General features: G+C 69.4%; 23 protein-coding genes. 8 read left to right on the top strand and 15 right to left on the bottom strand.

Annotated features, from left to right (window positions below; translation table 11 throughout):
• The first annotated feature begins 12 nt into the window (after positions 1–12).
• The 4 genes from cyoB to PCA_RS02795 all read left to right on the top strand — a co-directional run bounded on the left by cyoB (position 13) and on the right by PCA_RS02795 (position 4,535).
• Complete coding sequence (gene cyoB / locus PCA_RS02810) at positions 13–2,040, top strand: cytochrome o ubiquinol oxidase subunit I (protein WP_181300743.1); 2,028 nt, start codon at positions 13–15, stop codon at positions 2,038–2,040.
• Positions 2,037–2,663, top strand: a complete 627-nt coding sequence (cyoC, locus tag PCA_RS02805) for a cytochrome o ubiquinol oxidase subunit III (RefSeq protein ID WP_181300741.1) — start codon at positions 2,037–2,039, stop codon at positions 2,661–2,663. Before cyoB ends, cyoC begins: the two co-directional genes overlap by 4 nt.
• Positions 2,660–3,055, top strand: coding sequence for a cytochrome o ubiquinol oxidase subunit IV (gene cyoD / locus PCA_RS02800; protein ID WP_181300739.1), 396 nt, complete (start codon positions 2,660–2,662; stop codon positions 3,053–3,055). Before cyoC ends, cyoD begins: the two co-directional genes overlap by 4 nt.
• A 163-nt stretch (positions 3,056–3,218) precedes the next feature.
• A complete protein-coding gene (locus tag PCA_RS02795) occupies positions 3,219–4,535 on the top strand; it encodes a hypothetical protein (protein WP_181300737.1) in 1,317 nt (438 codons plus the stop codon).
• Positions 4,536–4,641: 106 nt separating this feature from the next.
• Here PCA_RS02795 and PCA_RS02790 read toward each other — a convergent pair whose 3' ends face one another.
• The 8 genes from PCA_RS02790 to PCA_RS02755 form a co-directional block, all read right to left on the bottom strand.
• A complete protein-coding gene (locus PCA_RS02790) occupies positions 4,642–5,439 on the bottom strand; it encodes an alpha/beta hydrolase (RefSeq protein WP_181300735.1) in 798 nt (265 codons plus the stop codon).
• Between the two features lie 177 nt (positions 5,440–5,616).
• Positions 5,617–6,069, bottom strand: a complete 453-nt coding sequence (locus PCA_RS02785; RefSeq protein ID WP_343204396.1) for an SRPBCC family protein — start codon at positions 6,067–6,069, stop codon at positions 5,617–5,619.
• Between the two features lie 25 nt (positions 6,070–6,094).
• Positions 6,095–6,457, bottom strand: coding sequence for a helix-turn-helix domain-containing protein (locus PCA_RS02780; RefSeq protein ID WP_181301132.1), 363 nt, complete (start codon positions 6,455–6,457; stop codon positions 6,095–6,097).
• A 293-nt stretch (positions 6,458–6,750) separates the two neighbouring features.
• Positions 6,751–8,580, bottom strand: a complete 1,830-nt coding sequence (glmS, locus tag PCA_RS02775; RefSeq protein WP_181300731.1) for a glutamine--fructose-6-phosphate transaminase (isomerizing) — start codon at positions 8,578–8,580, stop codon at positions 6,751–6,753.
• A 99-nt stretch (positions 8,581–8,679) separates the two neighbouring features.
• Entirely contained in the window at positions 8,680–10,050 is a 1,371-nt protein-coding gene (locus PCA_RS02770; protein WP_181300729.1) for a pyridoxal-phosphate dependent enzyme, read from the bottom strand.
• A gap of 165 nt (positions 10,051–10,215) precedes the next feature.
• Entirely contained in the window at positions 10,216–10,443 is a 228-nt protein-coding gene (locus PCA_RS02765; RefSeq protein ID WP_181300727.1) for a YdcH family protein, read from the bottom strand.
• A gap of 443 nt (positions 10,444–10,886) precedes the next feature.
• A complete protein-coding gene (locus PCA_RS02760) occupies positions 10,887–11,492 on the bottom strand; it encodes a hypothetical protein (RefSeq protein ID WP_181300725.1) in 606 nt (201 codons plus the stop codon).
• Positions 11,489–12,157 carry a DUF4398 domain-containing protein gene (locus PCA_RS02755; protein WP_255436612.1) on the bottom strand — a complete coding sequence of 223 codons (669 nt, stop codon included), beginning with the start codon at positions 12,155–12,157 and terminating at the stop codon, positions 11,489–11,491. The genes PCA_RS02760 and PCA_RS02755 overlap by 4 nt, the downstream gene beginning before the upstream one ends.
• Positions 12,158–12,241: 84 nt before the next feature.
• Between PCA_RS02755 and PCA_RS02750 the strand changes: the two genes are divergently transcribed.
• Positions 12,242–13,366, top strand: a complete 1,125-nt coding sequence (locus PCA_RS02750) for a PilT/PilU family type 4a pilus ATPase (RefSeq protein ID WP_343204395.1) — start codon at positions 12,242–12,244, stop codon at positions 13,364–13,366.
• A gap of 21 nt (positions 13,367–13,387) precedes the next feature.
• Here the strand turns inward: PCA_RS02750 and mnhG are convergent, their stop codons facing one another.
• From mnhG to PCA_RS02725, 6 genes are read right to left on the bottom strand one after another with little or no spacing between them, the layout of a single operon-like run.
• Positions 13,388–13,747, bottom strand: coding sequence for a monovalent cation/H(+) antiporter subunit G (mnhG, locus tag PCA_RS02745; protein WP_181300723.1), 360 nt, complete (start codon positions 13,745–13,747; stop codon positions 13,388–13,390).
• Positions 13,744–14,025, bottom strand: a complete 282-nt coding sequence (locus tag PCA_RS02740) for a K+/H+ antiporter subunit F (protein WP_181300721.1) — start codon at positions 14,023–14,025, stop codon at positions 13,744–13,746. The genes mnhG and PCA_RS02740 overlap by 4 nt, the downstream gene beginning before the upstream one ends.
• Positions 14,022–14,507: a Na+/H+ antiporter subunit E gene (locus PCA_RS17475; protein WP_343204394.1), complete on the bottom strand. Its 486-nt coding sequence runs from the start codon at positions 14,505–14,507 to the stop codon at positions 14,022–14,024. The genes PCA_RS02740 and PCA_RS17475 overlap by 4 nt, the downstream gene beginning before the upstream one ends.
• Positions 14,504–16,048, bottom strand: a complete 1,545-nt coding sequence (locus PCA_RS02735; RefSeq protein ID WP_343204393.1) for a monovalent cation/H+ antiporter subunit D — start codon at positions 16,046–16,048, stop codon at positions 14,504–14,506. The genes PCA_RS17475 and PCA_RS02735 overlap by 4 nt, the downstream gene beginning before the upstream one ends.
• Positions 16,045–16,383 carry a Na+/H+ antiporter subunit C gene (locus PCA_RS02730; protein ID WP_181300719.1) on the bottom strand — a complete coding sequence of 113 codons (339 nt, stop codon included), beginning with the start codon at positions 16,381–16,383 and terminating at the stop codon, positions 16,045–16,047. Before PCA_RS02730 ends, PCA_RS02735 begins: the two co-directional genes overlap by 4 nt.
• Positions 16,383–19,262 carry a monovalent cation/H+ antiporter subunit A gene (locus PCA_RS02725; RefSeq protein WP_181300717.1) on the bottom strand — a complete coding sequence of 960 codons (2,880 nt, stop codon included), beginning with the start codon at positions 19,260–19,262 and terminating at the stop codon, positions 16,383–16,385. The genes PCA_RS02730 and PCA_RS02725 overlap by 1 nt, the downstream gene beginning before the upstream one ends.
• Positions 19,263–19,456: 194 nt before the next feature.
• On the opposite strand from PCA_RS02725, the gene PCA_RS02720 reads away from it, so the two are divergent.
• Positions 19,457–20,317 carry a universal stress protein gene (locus PCA_RS02720; RefSeq protein WP_181300715.1) on the top strand — a complete coding sequence of 287 codons (861 nt, stop codon included), beginning with the start codon at positions 19,457–19,459 and terminating at the stop codon, positions 20,315–20,317.
• 25 nt (positions 20,318–20,342) lie between these two features.
• Here PCA_RS02720 and maiA read toward each other — a convergent pair whose 3' ends face one another.
• Complete coding sequence (maiA, locus tag PCA_RS02715; RefSeq protein WP_181300713.1) at positions 20,343–20,999, bottom strand: maleylacetoacetate isomerase; 657 nt, start codon at positions 20,997–20,999, stop codon at positions 20,343–20,345.
• A 117-nt stretch (positions 21,000–21,116) separates the two neighbouring features.
• Here maiA and PCA_RS02710 point away from each other — a divergent pair, with 117 nt between their 5' ends.
• Together PCA_RS02710 and PCA_RS02705 are read left to right on the top strand one after the other, a co-directional pair.
• Complete coding sequence (locus PCA_RS02710; protein WP_181300712.1) at positions 21,117–22,298, top strand: phosphoglycerate kinase; 1,182 nt, start codon at positions 21,117–21,119, stop codon at positions 22,296–22,298.
• Positions 22,298–22,930, top strand: coding sequence for an HAD hydrolase-like protein (locus PCA_RS02705; protein ID WP_181300710.1), 633 nt, complete (start codon positions 22,298–22,300; stop codon positions 22,928–22,930). Before PCA_RS02710 ends, PCA_RS02705 begins: the two co-directional genes overlap by 1 nt.
• Positions 22,931–22,980: the final 50 nt, after the last annotated feature.

Here is a 22,980-nt window from a genome sequence, read left to right as displayed (position 1 = left end):
GAGATCCAAACCATGCTTGAAGCCACCACCCAAGCTGCCGCCAGGAGTTTCCTGTTCGGCCGGCTCACGCTCGACTCGCTGCCGTTCCTGAAACCCGACCTGGAGGGGCGCATCGTCCTGGTCACCCTGCTGGTGGTGCTGGCCGGCGGCCTCGCCCTGCTCGGCTACGTCACCAAGAAGCGGCTGTGGGGCTACCTGTGGCACGAGTGGTTCACCAGCGTGGACCACAAGAAGCTCGGCATCATGTACATGATCCTGGGCACCGTGATGCTGCTGCGCGGCTTCGCCGACGCGGCGATGATGCGCGCGCAGCAGGCGATCGCGTTCGGCCCGAACACGGGTTACCTGCCGCCGGAGCACTACGACCAGATCTTCACGGCGCACGGCGCGATCATGATCTTCTTCGTGGCGATGGCCTACATCGTCGGACTGATCAATTACGTGATGCCGCTGCAGATCGGTTCGCGCGACGTGGCGTTCCCGTTCCTCAACAACATGAGCTTCTGGTTCACGTTCTGGGGCGCGATTCTGTTCATGGTGTCGCTGTTCGTGGGCGACTTCTCCACCGCCGGCTGGCTGGGCTATCCGCCCGTTTCCGAGCTGCAGCAGGGCCCGGGCGTCGACTACTACATCTGGGGCCTGCAGCTGTCCGGCGTGGGCACGCTGCTCAGCGGCGTCAACTTCGTGGTCACCATCGTGAAGATGCGCGCGCCCGGCATGACGATGATGAAGATGCCGGTGTTCACCTGGACCTCGCTGTGCACCAGCGGCCTGATCATCGCCACGTTCCCGGTGCTCACCGCCACGCTGCTGCTGCTCTCGCTGGACCGCTACCTGGGCATGCATTTCTTCACCAGCGACTTCGGCGGCAACGTGATGATGTACATCAACCTGATCTGGGTGTGGGGCCACCCGGAGGTGTACATCCTGGTCCTGCCGATCTTCGGCGTGTACTCCGAGATCGTGCCCACGTTCTCGGGCAAGCCGCTGTTCGGCTATTCGTCCATGGTCTACGCGACCTGCGCGATCATGATCCTGTCGTACCTGGTGTGGCTGCACCACTTCTTCACGATGGGCTCGGGGCCGGACGTCAACTCGTTCTTCGCGCTGACCACGATGATCATCTCCATCCCCACGGGCGTGAAGATCTTCAACTGGCTGTTCACCATGTACCGCGGACGCGTGCAGTTCACCGTGCCGATGCTGTGGACGATGGGTTTCCTGTTCACCTTCACGATCGGCGGCATGACCGGCGTGATGCTGTCGGTGGCGCCGGCGGACTTCCTGCTGCACAACAGCCTGTTCCTGATCGCGCACTTCCACAACGTGATCATCGGCGGCGTGGTGTTCGGCGTGTTCGCGGCGGTCAACTACTGGTTCCCCAAGGCCTTCGGCTTCAAGCTGGACGAGTCCTGGGGCAAGGCCAGCTTCTGGTTCTGGCTGATCGGCTTCTGGGTGGCGTTCACGCCGCTGTACATCATGGGCCTGATGGGCGTGACCCGCCGCCTCAGCCACTTCGACAACCTGGCCCTGCAGCCGTATTTCATCGTCGCCGGCTTCGGCGCCTTCCTGATCGCGCTCGGCATCCTCACCTTCGTGATCCAGATCGTCGTCAGCGTCATCCGGCGCAAGGCCTACGCCGTGGGCAACGACCCGTGGAACGGCCGCACGCTGGAATGGGCCGCCTCCTCGCCGCCGCCGCCGTACAACTTCGCGTTCGTCCCGAACGTGCGGGCGCGCGACGCGTGGATGGACATGAAGGCGCACGGCTACCGGCGTCCGCTGGAGGGCTTCAACCCCATCCACATGCCGAAGAACACCGCCGCGGGCGTGGTCATAGCCACGTTGTCCTTCGTCTGCTGCTTCGCCCTGGTCTGGTACATCTGGTGGCTGGCGGTGGCGTCCTTCGTGGGCCTGGTCGTGGCCAGCATCGTGCACACCTTCAACTACCGTCGCGACTTCCACATCCCCAGGGATGAGGTGCGCGCATTCGAACACAGCGGCAACTGGCAGCCGGAAAACCAGGGAGCCAACGCATGAGCGCCACGGCGGTCGATACCACCGGCAACCTGCAGTCGCCGTTCCTCTGCAGCGAGGAGCCGCACGCGCCGAACGGAAGCCTGCTCGGGTTCTGGATCTACCTGATGAGCGACTGCTTCATCTTCGCGTCGCTGTTCGTCTGTTATGCGGTGCTGGGCACCAGCACCGCAGGCGGCCCGACCGCGGCGGAGGTGCTGGACCTGCCGGGCCTGGCGGTGAATACCGCCCTGCTGCTGGTCTCGTCGGTGACGTTCGGCTTCGCGATGCTGGAGATGGCGCGCAAGCGCAAGACGGCCATGCTGGCGTGGCTGGCGGTGTCCGGCCTGCTGGCGGCGGCCTTCGTGACGCTGGAAATCCACGAGTTCCTCGGCATGATCGCGGAGGGCGCCGGCCCCGGCCGCAGCGCGTTCCTGTCCTCGTTCTTCACCCTGGTCGGCACGCACGGCCTGCACGTTTCCGTCGGCATCCTGTGGCTGGTGGTGCTGATGGTGCAGCTTGGCAAGTTCGGTATCACCGAAGCGAACGTGCGGCGCCTGCAGTGCCTCAGCATGTTCTGGCACTTCCTCGACCTGGTGTGGGTCGGCGTCTTCAGCTTCGTCTATCTGGCAGGTGTGCTGCGATGAGCCATTCCACTTCCCACGACCTCGCGCACGGCCACGAGCCGGGCCACGACGAGCACGCGAACCACGGCACGCTGCGCAGCTACCTCACCGGTTTCGCGCTGGCGGCCATCCTCACCATCATCCCGTTCTGGCTGGTGATGGGCCAGGTGTTCGCCAACCACTGGGTGACCATCACCATCGTGCTGGCGCTGGCGGTGGTGCAGATCTTCGTGCACATCGTCTACTTCCTGCACCTCGACGCGCGCGGGGAAGGCGGCTGGAACCTGCTGTCCTTCGTCTTCACCGTGGTGTTGGTGGTGATCGTGCTGGGCGCTTCCATCTGGGTGATGTACACCGAGAACACCTTGATGATGCCGATGTCGCCGCAGTACCAGCACAGCGCGGATACCTGAGCGCCCGACGCCGCGCCGGCGGATGGCGCCAGCACGGCCACGCACTTCCCGATGCCTTCATGCCGTGTCGAACCACGGCATGAAGGCATCTTCGTTTGCGCAGTCATGCGAACATCCCGGTAGCCGCCTCCGGTTCTTGCCGAAGGGAATCCGGGACTCGCCCATGACCGCGTTTGCCGCACCCCGATCCAGCCGCACCGGCTACCGCCGGCCAGGCCTCATCGCGCTGTGCCTGGCGCTGTTCGCGGGCATCCCGGCGACGTGGGCGGCGACGCCTCCTGCGGAGCGCGCGGGCGCCACATCCCGGGCGACGAAAACCCTGGCGGACACCACTTGCCGGGCCATCGCCACGCGCGTGGACGCGGTCCCGGGGAACGCGCCGCTGCTGCTGCGCAGCTACGACAGCCTCGACGGCCACGGCGCGCCCGGCCTGCCGCCCCTGCACTCGGCGGCCTTCACCTACGACAACGCGCTCGCCGTGATCGCCCTGCTCGCCTGTGGCAAGCAGGCGCAAGCCGAACGCATTGCCGAAGCGCTGCGGCTGGCGGCCACGAACGACTCGCGACTGCGCGACGCCTACCGCGCCGGCGCGGTCGGCAACGGCAAACCGCTGCCGAACGGCTGGTGGGATGCGCGGCAGAAGCGCTGGATCGACGCCGCCCGCGACTACTCCGGCGCCTATCAGGACGGCAGTTCATGCGGCAACCTCGCCTGGGCGGCGCTGGCGTTCCTGACCATGCACGACGCCACCGGCGACGTGCGCTGGCGCGACGCGGCCGTGCGCCTCGCGGACTGGGTGGTGCAACACGCCACGGACGCGCGCGGCGCGGGCGGCTTCAGCGGCGGCATCGAATCCTACCTGCTGGTGCCGCAGAAGGCGCCGTGGAAATCGACCGAGCACAACATCGACCTCGTCGCGCTGTTCGACTGGCTGCAACGCAGCGCCGCCCCGGGCGACTGGGCCGCACAGGCGAGGCGTGCGCGCCGCTTCGTCGACGCCCAATGGGATACGGAGAGCGGGCATTTCTGGATGGGCACCACCGCCGACGGCGCCACCCCGCTGCATGCGCCGTCCGCCCTCGACGTGCAGCTCTGGGCGCTGCTGCTGCCCGATGCGCCAGGCGAGTGGCGGCGCGCACTCGCCTGGGTGGAGCGCACCCACGCCACCCGGGGCGGCTTCGATTTCACCGGCACCCGCGACGGCCTGTGGACGGAAGGCACGGCGCAGGCCGCACTGGTCTATCGCCAACAGGGCCGCGACGCCGAGGCGGACAGGCTGCTCTCGATCCTCGCGCGGCAGGTGTCTCCCGGCGGCTTGCTGTGGGCCACGCCGCAGGAACGCGTCGCCGCGCCGTACTCGTACTACCACCACCAGCCACACCTCGGGGCGACGGCCTGGGCCGTGCTCGCCGCGCTGGATCGCAACCCCTACCTGCCTGCAGGAAGCACGGTCGCGCGACAGGCTGCAGACAGCCGATGAAGTTCCGTCCGCGGATGGACACACCCATTGATTTCCCGTTCCAGCGACACGGAGGACACACACGACTCCCCCCTGGTCCGACAGCTCCGTGGGCGTTTCGCGCCCCCTAACCTGCTGCCTCCGATGCAGCTCCGAGGAAGCGCTCGACGATCCCCGGCAACATCGGATCGACGGGAATCGTGTAGTGGGTGGTGTCCGGCACGATGGCGAACTGGTTTGCGGGCCGCAGGGAGCCATCGATCCCGGCGTCGCGCCGGCCGCCTCCCAAGGCCTTCCAGAATTCGATCATGTGTTTGGGCCGGATGGCGTCGGCGTCGGCATAGACCAGCAGTGTGCGTGCCTGAAGCTTGGCGACCCCGGCGCTCCAGTCGAAGGGGCGTTTGGTCAGGTCGCCGACCTTCCTGAAGAGGTTGGTCCAATCGACATCGGGATACGCCTTGCCCAACGGCGATGCCTCGACGCCAGGGCCGAGCGTGGCGGCGTTGGCTTCCAACTGTTGGAAGGCTGCCACTCCCTCCGGATAAAAGCCGTCCTGCCTCATCGCCGCGGACACGAGTACGAGCCGGTCGACTGCAGCCGGATGGCGGATAGCCGTCTGCAGCGCGACGCTGGAGCCGAGCGAGTAGCCCATGACGTCGGCCTTGCCGAGATCCAGATGGCCGATCAGGGCGGCGATGTCGTCGCCCATCGTTTCACTGCGCAGTGGCCGGTCCGTGTCTGGCGTGCCCCCGTGTGCCTGGAGATGAGGCGCGATCACCTGCCGCCCCTTGGCCAGCGCGGCCAGATTGCTCCCGAAGCTGTCCGGGTCGATGCCGCCGTGGAGAAGAATGAGCGGCTTGCCGGCGCCATGCACGCTGTAGAAGAGATGCTGGCCATTGACGTCGGCAAAATGCTCGTTCGACATGGCGGGAGCCTTCCTGGCTTGAACGGGAAGGACCGCAGTCAGCACTGCGGTCGCCACGGCGGTCTTGAGGAAATCGCGCCTGAGCATATCGTCCTCACATGGCGCCGGACTGGCCGGCGCCGCTGGCGATTGCGTGCTTCACCGTCATCCCTTCCATGCGCCAGGGCCGCGGCGTGGTCACGACCTGTCCGCGAGCAACTCGTCCAGCTGCGCGAACTGCTCGGGCAGGCCTTCCGCCGAACCGGCGAGGGCTTCGTCGAGGGCCGCTTCCGTGGGGTAGCGTTCGTGGAAGGTGACCAGCGTCCTGCCGTCGTTTTCCTCGAACGTCACCGTGGTCACGGCACCCTGATCGCTTTCTTCGTTCGTCCAGACGATGCGCTTGTTCGGCGTGACTTCCCGGTAGGTGCCGAAGAACGCCATCGGCTGATCGAAAGCCGGATGGCTGAACACGAGGCGGTACGCGCCCCCGGTGCGAACATCCATGTCGCACGAGACCAGCGACATGCCCGCCGATTTCGGCACCCACCAAAGCTTGAACAGCTCGGGATTGCTCCATGCTTCGAACACGATGTGCGGCGGGGCATCGAACGTCCGCGTCACGACGAGTTCGCGATCGGACTTGCGTTCCACGGCAGTGCGGTTCCTGGCGACGGAGCTAGCTTCTCTTGCTTTTGGCATCTACCTTCTCCTTGCGTTTCAGGTGTTCGACGAGTTCGTCCAGCGCGTCAAAGCGCGCGCTCCAGAGTTGGCGGTGCTGCTCGATCCAGGCGGCCTCTTCTTCCAGCCGGCGCAGTCCGAGCGTGCAGGTCCGTACGCGCCCGACCTTCTGCGTGGTCACCAGCCCTGCCTGCTCCAGGATGCTGACGTGCTTCCTCATGCCCGTAAGGGTCATGTGGAACCTTTGGGCAAGGTCGGTGATCGAGGCGTCCGCCCCCCCGAGCTGCTCCAGCACGCCGCGTCGGGTGACATCGGCGAGCGCGGCGAACGTTGTGTCGAGGCGGGCTTGATAGTGAACCATATGGTTCACTGTAGGATGCGCATGGGCGATTTGCAAGCGCCCGGCCTCGCGGGCACAAATCGCACGTAGCCCCTTCCGCTCCGGCCCAGGCTGCGCATGCCGAGCGTCGGGAAAATTTCGACCGGCGACTTTGTGGCAGCCGTATCAAGACATCGGACGACTGGCCCAGTCATCCACCACGCAGCCGCGCCCCTCACGCCAGTGGCGAAAGGCAACGATCACCGGTTCGCAACTTTATTGTCCAGGACCCAACTTTATTGTCGAAGGACAACATTCGCGCAAGCCGCGCTGGATCACTCCACCGTCACCGACTTGGCGAGGTTGCGCGGCTGGTCCACGTCGGTGCCACGCAGCACGGCGACGTGGTAGGCGAGCAGTTGCAGCGGGACGGTGAAGACGGCGGGGGCGATGAAGTCGCCGCCGGCGTCGATGCGCAGCAGGTGGCCGCGGGCGGCGTTGCCGTCCATCGGCGCGGCGCTGTCGGCGAACACGATCAGCTCGCCGCCGCGTGCGCGCACTTCCTGCAGGTTGGACTTCAGCTTGTCCAGCAGCGGGCCGTTGGGCGCCACCGCCACCACCGGCATGTCCTCGTCCACCAGCGCCAGCGGGCCGTGCTTGAGCTCGCCCGCGGGGTAGGCCTCGGCATGGATGTAGGAGATTTCCTTGAGCTTGAGCGAACCCTCCAGCGCGACCGGGAACTGCGCGCCGCGACCCAGGAACAACGCGTGGTGGCGCGGGATGAAATGCTCGGCCAGTTCCACGATCTGCGGCTCCAGCGCCAGCGCCCGCTCGATCGCGCCGGGCAGCGCCTGCAACTGCGCGCACAGGCTCGCGTAGCGCGCATCGTCCAGCCCGCGCTGCCGCGCCAGCTGCAGGGACAGCAGCGCGAGCGCGGCGAGCTGGGTGGTGAAGGCCTTGGTGGACGCCACGCCGATCTCGGGGCCGGCGCGGGTCATCAGCTTGAGGTCCGCCTCGCGCACCACCGAGGACTCGGGTACGTTGCAGATCGCCAGCGTGCCGAGGTAGCCGCGCCGCTTCGATTCGCGCATCGCGGCCAGCGTGTCGGCGGTTTCGCCGGACTGCGAGATCGCCACGAACAGCGTGCCCTCGGGCACCACCGCCTCGCGGTAGCGGTACTCGCTGGCCACCTCGACGGCGACCGGCAGGCGTGCGTATTCCTCGATCCAGTACTTCGCCACCATGCCGGCGTGGTAGCTGGTGCCGCAGGCGATGATGTGCACGCCGCGCACCTTGGCCAGCAGCTCGTCGCCGCCCACGCCGAAGATGTTCGGCAGCACGCCGTTCGCGCCCAGGCGCGACTCCAGCGTGTCGGCCACCGCGCGCGGCTGCTCGAAGATTTCCTTCTGCATGTAGTGGCGGTATTCGCCGCGCTCCACCGCGTCGGCGGACAGCTCGCTCTCGTGCACCCCGCGTTCCACCGGCTGGCCGTCGAGGCCGAACACCTGCGCGCGCTCGCGGGTGATCTCGACGACGTCGTCCTCGTCGAGATAGATCATGCGGTTGGTGACCTGGATCAGCGCCTGCGCGTCCGAACCCAGGAAGTGCTCGCCGATGCCCACGCCCACCAGCAGCGGCGCGCCGCGACGGGCGCCGACCACGCGGCCCGGTTCGTCGGCGCTGACCACGGCGATCGCGTACGCGCCTTCCAGTCCACGCACCACGGCCAGCACCGCCTCGCGCAGGCCGAGGCCGCCGGCGATGCGTTCCTCGATCAGCGCCGCGATCACCTCGGTGTCGGTCTCGGAGGTGAACACGTGGCCGCGCGCCTTGAGCTCCTCGCGCAGGCTGGCGTAGTTCTCGATGATGCCGTTGTGGACGATGGCGACGCGGCCGGCGATGTGCGGATGCGCGTTCGCCTCGTTCGGCACGCCGTGGGTGGCCCAGCGCGTGTGCGCGATGCCGGTGCCGCCGGGCAGCGGCGCGGCGAGGTATTGCGCCTCCATCTCGCGCACCTTGCCCTTGGCGCGCACGCGGCGGATCGTGCCGCCTTCCAGCACGGCCAGGCCGGCCGAATCGTAACCACGGTATTCCAGCGCCTTCAGGCCCGCGATCAGCAGGGGCGCCACGTCACGCTGGGCGACGGCAGCGACGATTCCACACATGGCTGAAGCTCCTTGTCGAGTGATGCGTGCCGGCGCGGCCGACGTGAACGGCGACTGTGCCGTGCGCGCGTTTCAACCGGCTTTCAGCCCGCGTACCGCTCAGTTCACCTTGCGGCGCAGCCAGTTGAGCAGGTCGATGCGGGTGATCAGGCCGAGGAAGCGCTCCCCGTCCATCACGATCGCCACGTGGCCGCGCTCGAACACCGGCAGCAGCGATTCGATCGGCGAGCGCACGTCGAGCATCTGCAGTTCGGCGATCATCGCCACCGACACCGGATCGCGGAAGCGCGTCTCGTCGGCATGCACGTGCAGCAGCACGTCCGACTCGTCGACGATGCCCACCAGCCTGTCGCCGTCCATCACCGGAAGCTGCGAGACGTCATACAGTTTCATGCGTGTATAGGCGGTGATCAGCAGCTCGTTCGGGCCGATCACCACGGTGTCGCGCTTGGCGAACGGGCGCAGCAGCAGGTCGCGCAGGTCGCCGTGCTGCTCGCGTTCGAGGAAGCCGTTGTCCAGCATCCAGTAGTCGTTGTAGAGCTTGGAGAGGTACTTGTTGCCGGTGTCGCAGACCAGGGTCACCACCCGCTTCGGGCTGGCCTGCTCGCGGCAATACTTCAGCGCCGCGGCGAGCAGGGTGCCGGTGGAGGAACCGCCCAGCACGCCTTCCTTCGCCAGCAGTTCGCGGGCGGCGAGGAAGCTCTCCCTATCGGAGATCGCGTAGGCCTTCTTCACCCGGCTGAAGTCGCTGATCGACGGCAGGAAATCCTCGCCGATGCCTTCCACCAGCCAGCTCGACGACTTGGTGGAGAGCGTGCCCTCGTTGATGTACTGCGCGAGGATGGAACCCACCGGGTCGGCCAGCACGATCTCGGTGTGCGGCGAGGCCTTGGCGAAGTACTGCGACAGGCCGGTCATGGTGCCGGAGGAACCGCAGCCCACCACGATGGCGTCGATGCGCCCGTCCATCTGCTCGAGGATCTCCGGCCCGGTGCTCTCGATGTGCGCGCGCGGGTTGTCCGGGTTGCCGAACTGGTTGATGAAATACGCGCCGGGCGTTTCGCGGGCGATGCGCTCGGCCATGTCCTGGTAGTACTCGGGGTGCCCCTTGGCCACGTCCGAACGGGTGAGCACCACTTCGGCGCCCATCGCCTTGAGGTTGAAGATCTTCTCGCGGCTCATCTTGTCCGGCACCACCAGGATCAGCCGGTAGCCCTTGGCCTGCGCCACCAGCGCGAGGCCCAGGCCGGTGTTGCCGGCGGTGCCTTCGACCAGGATCGCGCCGGGCTTGATCCTGCCGGCCTTTTCCGCGCCTTCGATCATCGACAGGCCGATGCGGTCCTTGATCGAGCCGCCGGGGTTCGCGCTTTCCAGCTTCAGGAACAGCTCGCAAGGGCCCGCGTCCAGGCGCTGCGCGCGCAGCATCGGGGTATGTCCGATCAGTTCGAGGACATTCTGCTGGACGGTCATGGGGGCTCCGTTGCGTGGCGGGCCGGTGGCAGGCCTGCGTCACCGGGGAAGGGCCATGATAGCCGAGCGCTGCGGACGGGCCGGGTGGAAACGTTGCGGCCCCGGTATCTTCCAGGGCGGAAGCTGCCGGGGCCGTCGTGATCGCGGAGTCGGTTCAGAACCCGCTCAACTGGATAGATGCCGTCGCCCTTCCCACATGCGTTCCAGGCGTATCTTGGCGTGCAGTTTTTCTTTCTTCATGCTGGCTAGGGTGATGTCGTCCAGCGGAAGCACGCCGATCTCGGCGTCGTGCACCTTGCTGTCGAGTTCCCGATGATGCTGATAGAGGCGGCGGAACTCCGCATCGGCCTTCATCAATGCTTCCACGTCATCACGCTGCTGGTTTTCGAACATGATCCAACCTCCTCGTGAGTGAGCATGCGGGCGCCGCTGGCGCCCGTCCGCCGGGTCCGGACACGCGCGCGCCCTCGCCCGCCCGCACCGGCAAGCCGGATGGCGGGCGGAAACTGGCGGGCGGAAACTGGCGGGCGAGTGGTGCATGGTTCGAACCGGCGGGCCATGGAGCGAAACGGCTCCATTGCGGTTGACCCTACTCCCCCCCGAAAAGTGCCGCAAGCGTCCGCGGCAGACATTTCGACGCAGGGGTGTTCACTAGTGAAACCGGCCCGAAAAGCTGTCAAAACAGCTACTTGCGAATGATCGCCGGACTCGCCCCGGGGCACGCGAGGCACGAAGTTTGCACGCGGCGCGGGACCGCGTCGCAGCCGCTGGCGGGAACCCGGGCAGCCGGGGAACGGCTGCCCGCGCCATCCCCGTCGCCGGGGAATCGCAGGGGCTTACGGCTTGCTGCCGTCCTGCATCTGCGCGCGCATGGCCTTGGCGGCCTTGGCCGCCAGTTCGGCCTCGCGCTTGGCGGCCTTGGCGACCCGGCTCTGGGCCTCGGCCAGCTTCTTCGCCTTGGCCGCCTCGGCCTGGGCCTGCTCGGCCGCCTGCGAATAGGCCTGGCCCTGCTCCTGCAGGCGCTGCGCCTCTTCCTGCGCCATCTGGTACTGCAGGCGCTGGCGCTCCAGCTCGCGGCGGGCGGTATCGGCCTCGCGACGGCTGTTTTCCAGCTGGATCTGGTCGTGCTCGCGGTCGAGCTGGGCCAGCTTGGTCTGGGCGTCCTGGAACTGGGCGGAGGCCCGCGCCAGGTCCACCCGCCGCTCGGCGATGTACAAGGCATGCGGCCGCTCGCGCGATCCGGCTTGCGCCAGCTGGGCGATCGCGTTGCGCGCCAGCGCCTGCTCGGCCTGGGCGTAGTTGCCCAGCACCGGGTCGCCGGCGAGCTGGTTGAGGTTGCCGGTCAGGCGGTCGACATCGATGTCGTCGCGCTTGGCGTGGGCGGTGGCGACGATGCCCAGCGCCATCACGGCGGTGGCGATCACGGTGGCGATGCGCTTCATGGCTGGCCTCCCGCAGGCTGGAAGCCCTGGCCTGCGTTCGAATCCTGGTCGCGGGACGGCGGGTTCTGCGCGGGCACGCTCTGGAAGCCCTGCCCCGACGACGACGGCGGCGGCGCGAGTTCCGAATCCGACGGCGCCGGCATGTCCTCCAGCGGGGCCGCGGGTGGCAACGCGCCCGCACCGGCCGGCGGGGGCGCGCTGCCGGCGGTGGCCGGCAGCGGCAAGGGCTTGGCGAACTCGGCCGCAGCCGCGGCGGCGGCCTGGGCGCCCTGCTCGCGCAGCTCGGCGTTCGCGTTCATCTTGGACTGGATCTTCGCCCGCGCGGCGCCGAGGTTGGCCTTGACCCGCGCCAGTTCGGCGTCGGCCCGCGACTCGGCGGCCAGGTCGGCCGCCAGTTCGTACTTGCGGGCGGCCATCGCCCCCTGGGCCTGCTGGAACTTGTCCTGGGCGAAGCCCAGATCCACCGGATCGTAGTCGGCCGCGCCGGCATCGCGCGCGGCCTGCAGCTGCGTCTGCGCCAGGTTCATCGAATCGTTCGGCGGCGGGACGCTGGCGCAACCCGCCAGCACGAGCAGTCCGGCCAGCACGCCGGCCAGCGCAACTTGCCGCCCCGGGCCACGCAGGCGCGCCGGATACCGGGGTGACGAGGGGGAGATGTGCACCATCACGCATTCCTGACTAAGCTTCTGCGCGTATTGTGTGCGGGCACAATCGTTCATTGCAACGAGCACACTCACAGGGGATTTGGCGTGGATATCGGTTACTTCCTCAAACTGATGGTCGACAAGGGGGCCTCGGACATGTTCCTGTCCACCGGCGCCCCGGTGAACATCAAGGTCGAGGGCAAGCTCTATCCGCTCGGCAACACCGGCTTGCCGGGCGGCATGGTGAAAAAGATCGCCTATTCCCTGATGGACGAAGGCCAGGTGCCGCAGTTCGAGCGCGACCTCGAGCTCAACATGGCGCTGGCGGTGAAGGAGGCCGGGCGCTTCCGCATCAACGTGTTCAAGCAGCGCGGCGAAGTGGGCATGGTGATCCGCGCGATCAAGAGCGAGATCCCCAACGTCGAGCAGCTGCAGCTGCCGCCGATCTTCCGCGAGCTGATCATGGAGCCGCGCGGGCTGATCCTGGTGGTCGGCGCCACCGGCTCGGGCAAGTCGACCACGCTGGCCTCGATGATCGACCACCGCAACACCAACTCCGCCGGCCACATCCTCACCATCGAGGACCCGATCGAGTACCTGCACCGGCACAAGCGCTCCATCGTCAACCAGCGCGAGGTGGGGCTGGACACCCACACCTACCACGAGGCGCTGAAGAACGCGATGCGCGAGGCGCCGGACGTGATCATGATCGGCGAGATCCGCGACACCGACACGATGGAGGCGGCGATCTCGTTCTCCGAGACCGGCCACCTGTGCCTCGCCACCCTGCACTCCAACAACGCCGACCAGACGCTGGAGCGCATCCTCAACTTCTTCCCCGAGTCGGCGCACAAGAACGTGCTGATGAACCTCGCGCTGAACCTGCGCGCAGTGATCAGCCAGCGCCTGGTGGTGGGCAGGGACGGTCGCCGCCTGCCCGCGGTGGAAGTGCTGCTGAACACCCCGCTGATCCGCGACATGATCCGCCGCGGCCAGATCCACGAGGTGAAGGAGGCGATGGACCGCAGCCTGCAGGACGGCATGCAGACCTTCGACCAGTCGCTGTACCGGCTGTACAAGGAAGGCCGCATCGAGCTGGACGAGGCGCTCAACAAGGCCGACTCCCGCGACGGCCTGGCGCTGAAGATCCGCCTCGCCGAAGGCGGCAGCAACGCCAGCGAAAGCGCGTTGATGGGCGGCAGCAACGACCCCTACGGCATGGGCTACTGACCGCGCCGGCAGGCGCGCGCCCTACTCGTCGTCGCCGGGTTCCGGCGCCGCCAGCGACTGGCCGTCCTCGACGCGGTTGCGGTACAGCGCCGCGCGCACCAGCAGCATCAGCGTGATCGGCGTGGTCAGGGTGAGGAACACGCCGATCAGCAGCACCTGCAGCGCCGGCCGCCCCTGCGCCAGCGAGAACGCGACCACGCAGGCGGCCACCATGAAGAACGTGCCCAGCGTGCTGCCCAGCGTGGGCGCGTGCACACGCCGGTAGAAGTTGCGCAGCCGCAGCAACCCCAGCGAACCGACGCAGGCGAAGCCCGCGCCCAGCAGCACCAGCACGCCCACCAGCACGGCCGCCCACGGCGGCAGGGCTTCGATCAGGCTCATTCGATCACCTCGCCGCGCAGCAGGAACTTCGCGAACGCCAGGGTGCCGGCGAAACCCAGCAGCGCGATGATCATCGCCGCCTCCACGTACAGCACGCTGTCGCTGCGCAGACCCACCGTCAGCAACAGCAGCATCGCGTTGACGTAGAACGCATCCAGCGCCAGCACGCGATCCTGGGCGCGCGGGCCGCGCAACATGCGCAGCAGCGCGCAGGCCATGCCCAGCACCAGCAGCAGTTGCGCCGCGACCAGCGCGCCGCCCAGGAATGCATGGCTCATTGGAACATCTCCAGCAGCGGGCGTTCGTAGCGGCGCTTGATGGTGTCGATCCAGATCGCCTCGTCGGCCAGGGCGAGCACGTGGATCAGCAGCACGCGCCGCACCGGGTCGTGGTCTACCCAGATCGTGCCCGGGGTGGAGGTGACGATGCAGGCCAGCAGCGCCAGCCCGTACGGGTCTTCCAGCTCCAGCGGGATCGCCACGAAGCCCGACCGGCCGCGCCAGCGCGGCCTCAGCACCACGCCGGCCACCGCCAGGTTGGAGCGCACGATGTCGTACACCACCCGCAGCGCCAGCGGCAGCAGCCGCCAGGGCTGGCGCAGCCGTGCGCGCGGCGGCTGCAGCTTGCCGAACGCCCACGCCAGGCCCAGCGCCAGCGCGCCGCCCAGCAGCCAGTCGCCCGGCGCCAGGCTGCCGCGCATCAGCAGCCATACCAGCAGCAGGAAGCCGGCCATCAGCGGATGCGGCAGCCAGCGCCTCACGGCAGCACCACCCGGATATAGCCGTCCGGCCAGTGCAATTGCGCCGCCGTGGCCTGCAGATAGCGCATCGGCGCCTCGCCCAGCACGGTGAGCAGCAGGCACAGCCCCAGCAGGATCGCCACCGATGCCACCGCGCCGTTGTGGATGGGCGGGAACACCCAGTCGTCCTCCCAGAACACCTGGATGCCCACACGGCACATCGCGACCACCGTGCCCAGGCCGCCCGCCACGATCAACGCGAACAACATCATCGCCTCCGCCCCCGCCCCCACCAGCGGCGCCAGCAGCGCGAACTTGGCGAGAAAGCCGGACAGCGGCGGCAGGCCCGCCAGCAGCAGCGCGGCGATGAAGAATCCGCCGGCCAGCAGCCGCACCGGCGCCGGCTGCGTGGGCTGGCTCTCGTCCTCGTCGGCGTACAACGCGAGGCCGCCCGGATCGTAGGCTTCCAGCAGCGGCGCCTCCTCCGCGTCGTCGCGCGGCGCGATCAGGCCGGCCAGCAGGAAGAACGCCGCCACCGCCAGGGTGGACACCACCAGATAGGCCAGCGCGCCGGCGATCACCGCCGGCTGGCCCACGCCGATCGCGCCCAGCAGGCTGCCCGAGGACACCAGCACGTTGTAGCCGGCCAGCCGGCTCAGCTCGCGCGCGCCCAGCATGCCCGCCACGCCGGTCGCCACGGTAGCCGCGCCGCCCCACAGCAGCCAGCCGCTGCCGAAGCCGGCCGAGGCCGCGCCGGCGCCTGCGCCGAACAGCAGCAGGCTGAGTCGCAGCAGCACGTACACGCCCACCTTGGTCATCACCGCGAACATCGCCGCCACCGCCGACGGCGCGGCGGCGTAGCTGCGCGGCAGCCAGAAACCCAGCGGCCACATCGCCGCCTTCACCAGGAACGCCACGCCGAGGATCGCCGCGCCGGCATGCAGCAGCGCGCGGGTGTTGGCCGGCACCTGCGGCACCAGTTGCGCCAGCGCCGCCATGTTCAGCGTGCCGGTGACGCCGAAGATCAGGCTCACCCCGACCAGGAACAGCAGCGAGGCCAGCAGGTTGATCGCGATGTAGTGCAGGCCGGCGCCGACCCGCTGCGCGCTCGGGTGGTGCAGCGCCAGTCCGTACGAGGCCGCCAGCAGCACCTCGAAGAACACGAACAGGTTGAACAGGTCGCCGGTGAGGAAGGTGCCGTTGAGGCCCATCAGCAGGAACTGCGCCAGCGGCTGCAGCGCGCTGCCCGGCCGCCGCCAGCGACCCAGCACCACCGGCAGCAGCGCCAGCGCCAGCACCGCGGTGAGCAGCAGCATCAGCGCCGACAGCCGGTCGGCCACCAGCACGATGCCGAAGCGCGCCGGCCAGCCGCCGATGCGGTACACCAGCGTGGTGCCGTCGCCCACCACGGCCAGCAGCGCCAGCGCGAAACCCAGCAGGCCCAGGCAGGAAAGCGCGCCCAGCGCGCTGGCGGCGCCGCGGCGGCGCTCGCCCAGCAGCAGTTGCAGCGCGGCCGCGGCCAGCGGCAGCAGGATGGGGCCGGCGAGCAGGTGCGCGTTCACGGCGCACCGTCCTTGCCGTCGACATGGTCGCTGCCGGTGAACCCGCGCGAGGCCAGCAGCACCACCAGGAACAGCGCGGTGGTGGCGAAGCCGATCACGATCGCGGTGAGCACCAGCGCCTGCGGCAGCGGGTCGGCGTACTCGATCAGCCCCGCCCCCTCGCGCAGCACCGGATCGGCGCCCAGTCGCAGGCCGCCGACGCAGAAGATGAAGAGGTTCACCGCATAGGACAGCAGGGTCAGCCCCATGACCACCTGGAACGTGCGCGGGCGCAGCAGCAGCCACACCCCGCTGCCGCCCAGCACGCCGATCGCGAGTGCCAGCACCAGTTCCATCAGCCGTCCTCCTTTCCGGCATCGGTCGGCGCGCGCGGCTGGCGCAGCGACTGGTGCGCCAGCGCCACCAGCATCAGCGAGGTGGCGCCCACCACCACGCCGAACACGCCCAGGTCGAACAGCAGCGCGCTGGCCAGCGGCAACTCGCCCAGCAGCGGCAGCACCACATGGCGCGAATGCGAACTGAGGAACGGATGGCCGAACGCCAGCGCGCCCAGCCCCGTCGCCAGCGCCAGCAGCAGGCCCAGGCCGACCCAGCGCAGCGGCGCCACCTTCAGCCGCGCCTCCACCCAGCGCGCGCCGCGGGCCATGTACAGCAGCACCAGCGCCACCGACACCGTGATGCCGGCGGCGAAGCCGCCGCCAGGCAGGTCGTGCCCGCGCAGGAACAGGTGCATGCCGAACAGCACGATCACCGGCGCCATCAACTGCACGATCAACCCGGGAATGCGCAGGTAGTCGGCGCCGCCGGCATCGTAGCCGTCCTCGCGCGTAGCCCCCTGCAGGCGCTGCTGCATCGGCGCGCCCACGCTCTCCACCGCCGGGCGGAAGCGGCGCAGCAGCGCGAACACGCTGAGCGCCACGATCGCCAGCACGCTGATCTCGCCCAAGGTGTCGAAGCCGCGGAAATCCACCAGGATCACGTTGACCACGTTGTGGCCGCCGCCCTGGCTCAAGGCGTTCTCCAGGTAGAAATGCGAGGCGGAATTGGCCACCGGGTGCAGCATCGCCGCGTAGGCCAGCCCCGCCAGCCCCAGCCCCACGACTCCCGCCACCGCGCCGTCGCGGTAGCGGCGCCAGCGCGCCGGCGGCGCATCGGGCGACAGGCCGGCCACGCGCTTGGGCAGCCAGCGCAGGCCCAGCAGGATCACGATGGTGGTGACCACTTCCACCAGCAACTGGGTGGCGGCGAGGTCGGGCGCGGACAGCCACACGAAGCTCACGCAGGACACCAGCCCCGCCCCGCCCACCAGCACCAGCGCCGCCAGCCGGTGGAACTTCGCCTGCCGCACGGCGCCCAGCGCGCAGACCGCGCCCAGCAGCCACAGCAGCGCGAAGCCCGGGTCCACGGCGGAGGCGCGCAGGCCGAAATGCATGGGCGTGCCGTACATCGCGAGGCCCGCGGCCAGCGCCGCCGCCAGCACGATCACCCGCAGTTGCGGCTGCAGCCGGCGGCCGGAATACGCCGGTTCCAGCGCTTGCGGCAGGGTGGAGGTGAGCAGCGCCAGCACCCGCTCGAACACGCGCTGCGCGCTGAACCGGCCCAGCAACGGCAGCGTCTCGCGGCGGGCGAACCAGCCGCGCAGCCCGGCGTACGCCACGCAGCCGCCGGCAAACGCCAGCACGCTCATCAAGAGCGGCGCGTTGACACCGTGCCATATCGCCAGGTCGAACGCCGGCAACGCCTCGCCCAGCACCGCGCCCGCGGCGAGGTCCAGGGTGGGTCCGATCACCTGCGCGGGCAGCACCCCCACCAGCACGCAGGCCAGCACCAGCAGGCCGATCGGCAGGCGCATCCAGTACGGCGGCTCGTGCGGCGTGCGCGGCAACCCATCGCGCAGGCGACCGAGGAACACGCCCACCGCGAAACGCAGCGAGTAGATCACCGAGAACATGCTGGCCAGCACCGCCAGGCCCGCCGCCAGCGTGTCCACGGTCAACCCGCGGTGGGTGGACAGCGCCGCCGCAAAGAACATTTCCTTGGACAGGAAGCCGTTCAGCAGCGGCACCCCGGCCATCGCCGCGCTGGCCACCAGCGCCAGCGTCGCGGTGATCGGCATGACATGGCGCAGACCGCCCAGCCGGCGCAGGTCGCGGGTGCCGGTTTCGTGGTCCACCGCGCCGGCGGCCATGAACAGCGAGGCCTTGAAGGTGGCGTGGTTGACGATGTGGAAGATCGCCGCCACCGCGCCCAGCGTGCTGCCCAGGCCCAGCAGCATGGTGATGAGGCCCAGGTGGCTGATCGTGGAATACGCCAGCACGGCCTTCAGGTCCTGCTGGAACACCGCCGAGGCAGCGCCCAGCAGCAGGCTGGCCAGGCCTGCGCCGCCGATGATCCAGAACCACGCCTCGGTGCCGGCCAGCACCGGCCACAGCCGCAGCAGCAGGAACACGCCGGCCTTCACCATGGTCGCCGAGTGCAGGTAGGCCGACACCGGGGTGGGCGCGGACATCGCCTGCGGCAGCCAGAAATGGAACGGGAACTGCGCGCTCTTGCTCAGCGCGCCCAGCGCCACCAGCACCAGCATCGGCACGTACCAGGGATGCGCGCGCACCGCGTCGCCCGCGGCGAGGATCGCGTCCAGGTCGTAGCTGCCCGCGATGTGCCCCAGCAGCAGCAGGCCGGCGAACAGGCACAGGCCGCCGCCCGCGGTGACGATCAGCGCGGTGCGTGCGCCCTCGCGCGCCGACGCGCCCTGGTTCCAGTAGCCGATCAGCAGGAACGAAAGCAGGCTGGTCAGCTCCCAGAAGAATGCCAGCTGCACCACGTTGCCCGCGGTCACCACGCCGACCATCGCGCCCATGAAGGCCAGCAGCAGGCCGTAGAAGCGGCCCAGCCTGTCCTCCTCCGGCATGTAGTAGCGCGCGTACACCACCACCAGCAGGCCGATGCCGCAGATCAGCAGCAGGAACAGCCAGGCCAGTCCGTCCACCCGCAGTACCAGGTCCAGCCCCAGCGAGGGCAGCCACGGCAACACCGTGCGCAGCACCGCGCCGTCGGCCAGCCAGGGCCGCACCGCCAGACTCAGTCCCAGGGCCAGCGCCGCCACGCCGATCGCCAGCCAGGTCGCCGCCTGCCGGTGCCGCATCCGCCACGCCAGTGCCGCGCCCGCGAACGGCAGGCAGAGCAAGGCGAACGAAACGGTGTCGTGGGGCATCGGGCCTCCATGGCGGAAAAGGGTGGCGCGCACCGCGGCACGCCCTCCATGGCGGTACGGGGAGCGGCGACAAGGCGCGCAGTCTCCGGAGTCTACAGGGCGCGACCGGCAGCCGCCAAAGCGGCACGGCGAGCACGACTTGGCGTCCGCCATCCGCCTGCCTATAGTCGGTCACACGCCGCCGGAGTGCCCGCATGACTGCCGCCCTCTCCTCCGCCCCGCCGCGACGCATCCTGCTGGCCATCGACCTGCGCAGCCGCAGCGATCGCGCCAGCGATCGCGCCGTGCAACTTGCCGCGCAATGGCAGGCCGCGCTGCACGTGGTGCACGTGTTGCCGCAGGCCGACGACGGCTGGCCCATGGCGCCGCTGGCGACCTGTGACGGGCCCACCCCGTCCGCCGCGGTGCCGGCCGAACGGCAACTGCGCCGCGACTTCGGCGAGACGGCGGCCGTGCATGTGGTCGAGGGCGATCCGGCCACCGCGATCCTCGCCGTCGCCGTCGAACAGCAGTGCGAGCTGATCGTGCTGGGCGCCAGCGATGCGCCGCCCGCGGGCCGGCTGGGCCGGGTGGCCGAAGCCTTGCTGCGGCGCTCGCCGGCCTCGCTGCTGGTGGTGAAGCAGCGCGCCCGCGCCGCCTACGGCAAGCTGCTGGTCGGCACCGATTTCACCGCCGAGTCGCGCCACGGCCTGCTCGCCGCGGCCGAGTGGTTCCCCGCGGCGCGGCTGGCCCTGCTGCACGTGCTGGACATCCCCTACCGCTCGCTGTGGCTGGACGCCGGCCACGGCGAGGAGCTGGCGCGGATGGAGCACGCCACCATGCAGGCCTTCGTCGCCGCCACCCCGCTGGACGGGCACCGCCTAGCGAAGACGTGGGTCGAGCACGGCCACCCGGAGTTCGTGCTGCACGACTGCGCACTGGAGCAGGAGATGGACCTGGTGGTGATCAGCGCGTTCCGCCGCGGCCTGGCGTTCCATCTGCTGGTGGGCGGCACCGCGCGCCGGGTGGTGCCGGCCGCGCCCTGCGACGTGCTGCTGGTGCGCGCGCCGTCATAGCACCCCGTTCCCGCATGCGCCCGGCTCACGCCGCGTCGGGCTGCGCCTCCGGCGCGGCGGCGCGGAACGCGTCCAGCTCGCCGCAGGCGGCGGCGATGCGGGCGATGGTGGGGTAGTCGTCCAGCGCCACTTTCCAGCGGTGCGCGTTGTACACCTGCGGCACCAGGCAGGCGTCGGCCAGTCCCGGCGTGTCGCCGTGGCAGTAGCGGCCGGTGGCCGCGTCGCCGGCCAGCATCGCCTCCATCGCGGCGAAGCCGGCGGCGATCCAGTGCCGTACCCATGCCCCCCGCTGCGCCTCGCCGACGCCCAGTTCGCGCTCCAGGTATTGCAGCACGCGCAGGTTGCCCAGCGGATGGATGTCGCAGGCCACCGCCTGCGCCAGCACCCGCACCCGCGCGCGGCCGCCGGCATCGGCTGGCAGCAGGGGCGGCCGGGGGCGGGTTTCCTCCAGGTACTCCATGATCGCCAGCGACTGCGTCAGCACCCGGTCGCCGTCGCGCAGGCTCGGAACCAGCTGCTGCGGGTTCATCGACGCGTAGTCCGCGGCATGCTGCTGGCCGCCGTCCTTCACCAGATGCACGGGACGGTTTTCCCAGGGCAGCCCCTTCAGCGCCAGCGCGATGCGCACGCGATAGGCGGCGCTGGAGCGCCAGTAGCCGTACAGCACAAGACTGGAAGCCATGTGTCCACTCCCTGCAACGGAAAAGCTGCAGTGTAATTTGCATCGCCCCGGAAGCGCCGGGACAATACGGGCTTTCCGCCGCCGCGGCAGCCCTTTCCGAACCACGGGAGTTTCCACGTGTCCGTCACCCGCATGAGCGACCTCGACCTGCACGGCAAGCGCGTGCTGATCCGCGAAGACCTGAACGTGCCGATCGACGATCACGGCCGGATCACCTCCACCCAGCGCCTCGACGCCGCCCTGCCGACGATCAAGGCCGCGCGCGACGCCGGCGCGAAGGTGATGGTGCTCTCGCACCTGGGACGCCCGAAGGAGGGCCAGTTCGACGAAGCCTCCTCGCTGGCGCCGGTGGCTGCGTGGCTGGGCGACAAGCTCGGCAAGCCGGTGCGCCTGGTGCGCGATTACCTCGACGGCGTGGACGTCGCCGACGGCGAGGTGGTGGTGCTCGAGAACTGCCGCATGAACGTCGGCGAGGGCAAGGACGACGAGGCGCTGTCGAAGAAGTACGCCGCGCTGTGCGACATCTTCGTGATGGACGCCTTCGGCACCGCGCACCGCGCCCAGGCCTCCACCCACGGCGTGATCAGATACGCTCCCATCGCCGCCGCCGGCCCCCTGCTCTCGGCCGAACTCGATGCGCTGGGCAAGGCGCTGGAGAACCCCGCGCACCCGTTGCTGGCCATCGTGGCCGGCTCCAAGGTCTCCACCAAGCTCACCCTGCTGGAGAACCTGATCGGCAAGGTCGACCAGCTGATCGTGGGCGGCGGCATCGCCAACACCTTCATCGCCGCGCTGGGCCATTCGGTGGGCAACTCGCTGGTGGAGATGGACCTGCTCGACGCCGCGAAGAAGGTGCTCGCCGACGCGAAGCGCCGCGGCGCGGAAGTGCCGCTGCCGGTGGACGTGGTGGTGGCGCCGGAATTCTCCGCCAACGCCCCGGCCACGGTGAAGCCGGTGGACCAGGTGCGCGACGGCGAGATGATCCTGGACATCGGCCCGGAGACCGCGCAGCGCTACGCCGCGCTGATCGCCAAGGCCGGCACCGTGGTGTGGAACGGCCCGGTGGGCGTGTTCGAGTTCGACGCCTTCGGCAAGGGCACCGAGACGCTGGCCCGCGCGATCGCCGCGTCGCCCGCGTTCTCCATCGCCGGCGGCGGCGACACGCTGGCCGCGGTGGACAAGTACGGCATCGAGCACGACGTCTCCTACATCTCCACCGGCGGCGGCGCCTTCCTGGAATTCCTGGAAGGCAAGGAGCTGCCGGCCGTGGCGGCGCTCAGGGCGCGGGCCGCGAAGTAATGCTCTGCCTGTTCGACCTCGACGGCACGCTGATCGATTCCGAGCCCGGCATCACCGCCTGCATCCGCTACGCCTTCGACAAGCTGGGCGTAGCGGCGCCGGCCGACCTGCGGCCATGGATCGGTCCGCCGCTGCGCCACGGCTTCGCGCCGCTGCTGGACCACGACGCCGGGCGCGTGGAGGCGGCGGTGGACTACTACCACGAGCGCTTCGCCACGCTGGGCTGGCGCGAGCACGCGGTCTACCCCGGCATGGCGGCGACCATCGAGCGCCTGCAGGCTGCCGGCCACACGCTGGCCGTGGTCACCAGCAAACCCGAGCGCCACGCCCGGCCCATCGTCGAGCACCTGCCGTTCGGCGACGCGTTCACGCGCCTGTACGGCCCCGATCCGTCCAGCGCACACAGCGAAAAGGCGTCGATGATCGCCGCCGCGCTCGCGGATTTCGGCGCCCAGCCCGAGCAGGCCGCGATGATCGGCGACCGCCGCTTCGACATCGAAGGCGCCTTGGCGAACCGCGTGCGCGGCGTCGGCGTGCTGTGGGGTTTCGGCAGCCGCGAGGAACTGGAACTGGCTGGCGCGCAGGCGCTGGCGCACGATCCGGCGCAGCTCGCCGCGCTGCTGGCGGCCTGACGCTTCCGCCACCAACGAAAACGCCGCGGCAAGCCGCGGCGTTTTCGTTT

This window comes from Rhodanobacter sp. PCA2 (assembly GCF_013620825.1).
Classification (GTDB): Bacteria; Pseudomonadota; Gammaproteobacteria; order Xanthomonadales; family Rhodanobacteraceae; genus Rhodanobacter_A.
Note: the sequence above shows the minus strand (reverse complement) of the source record. Positions and strands in the feature narration are given on the sequence as shown.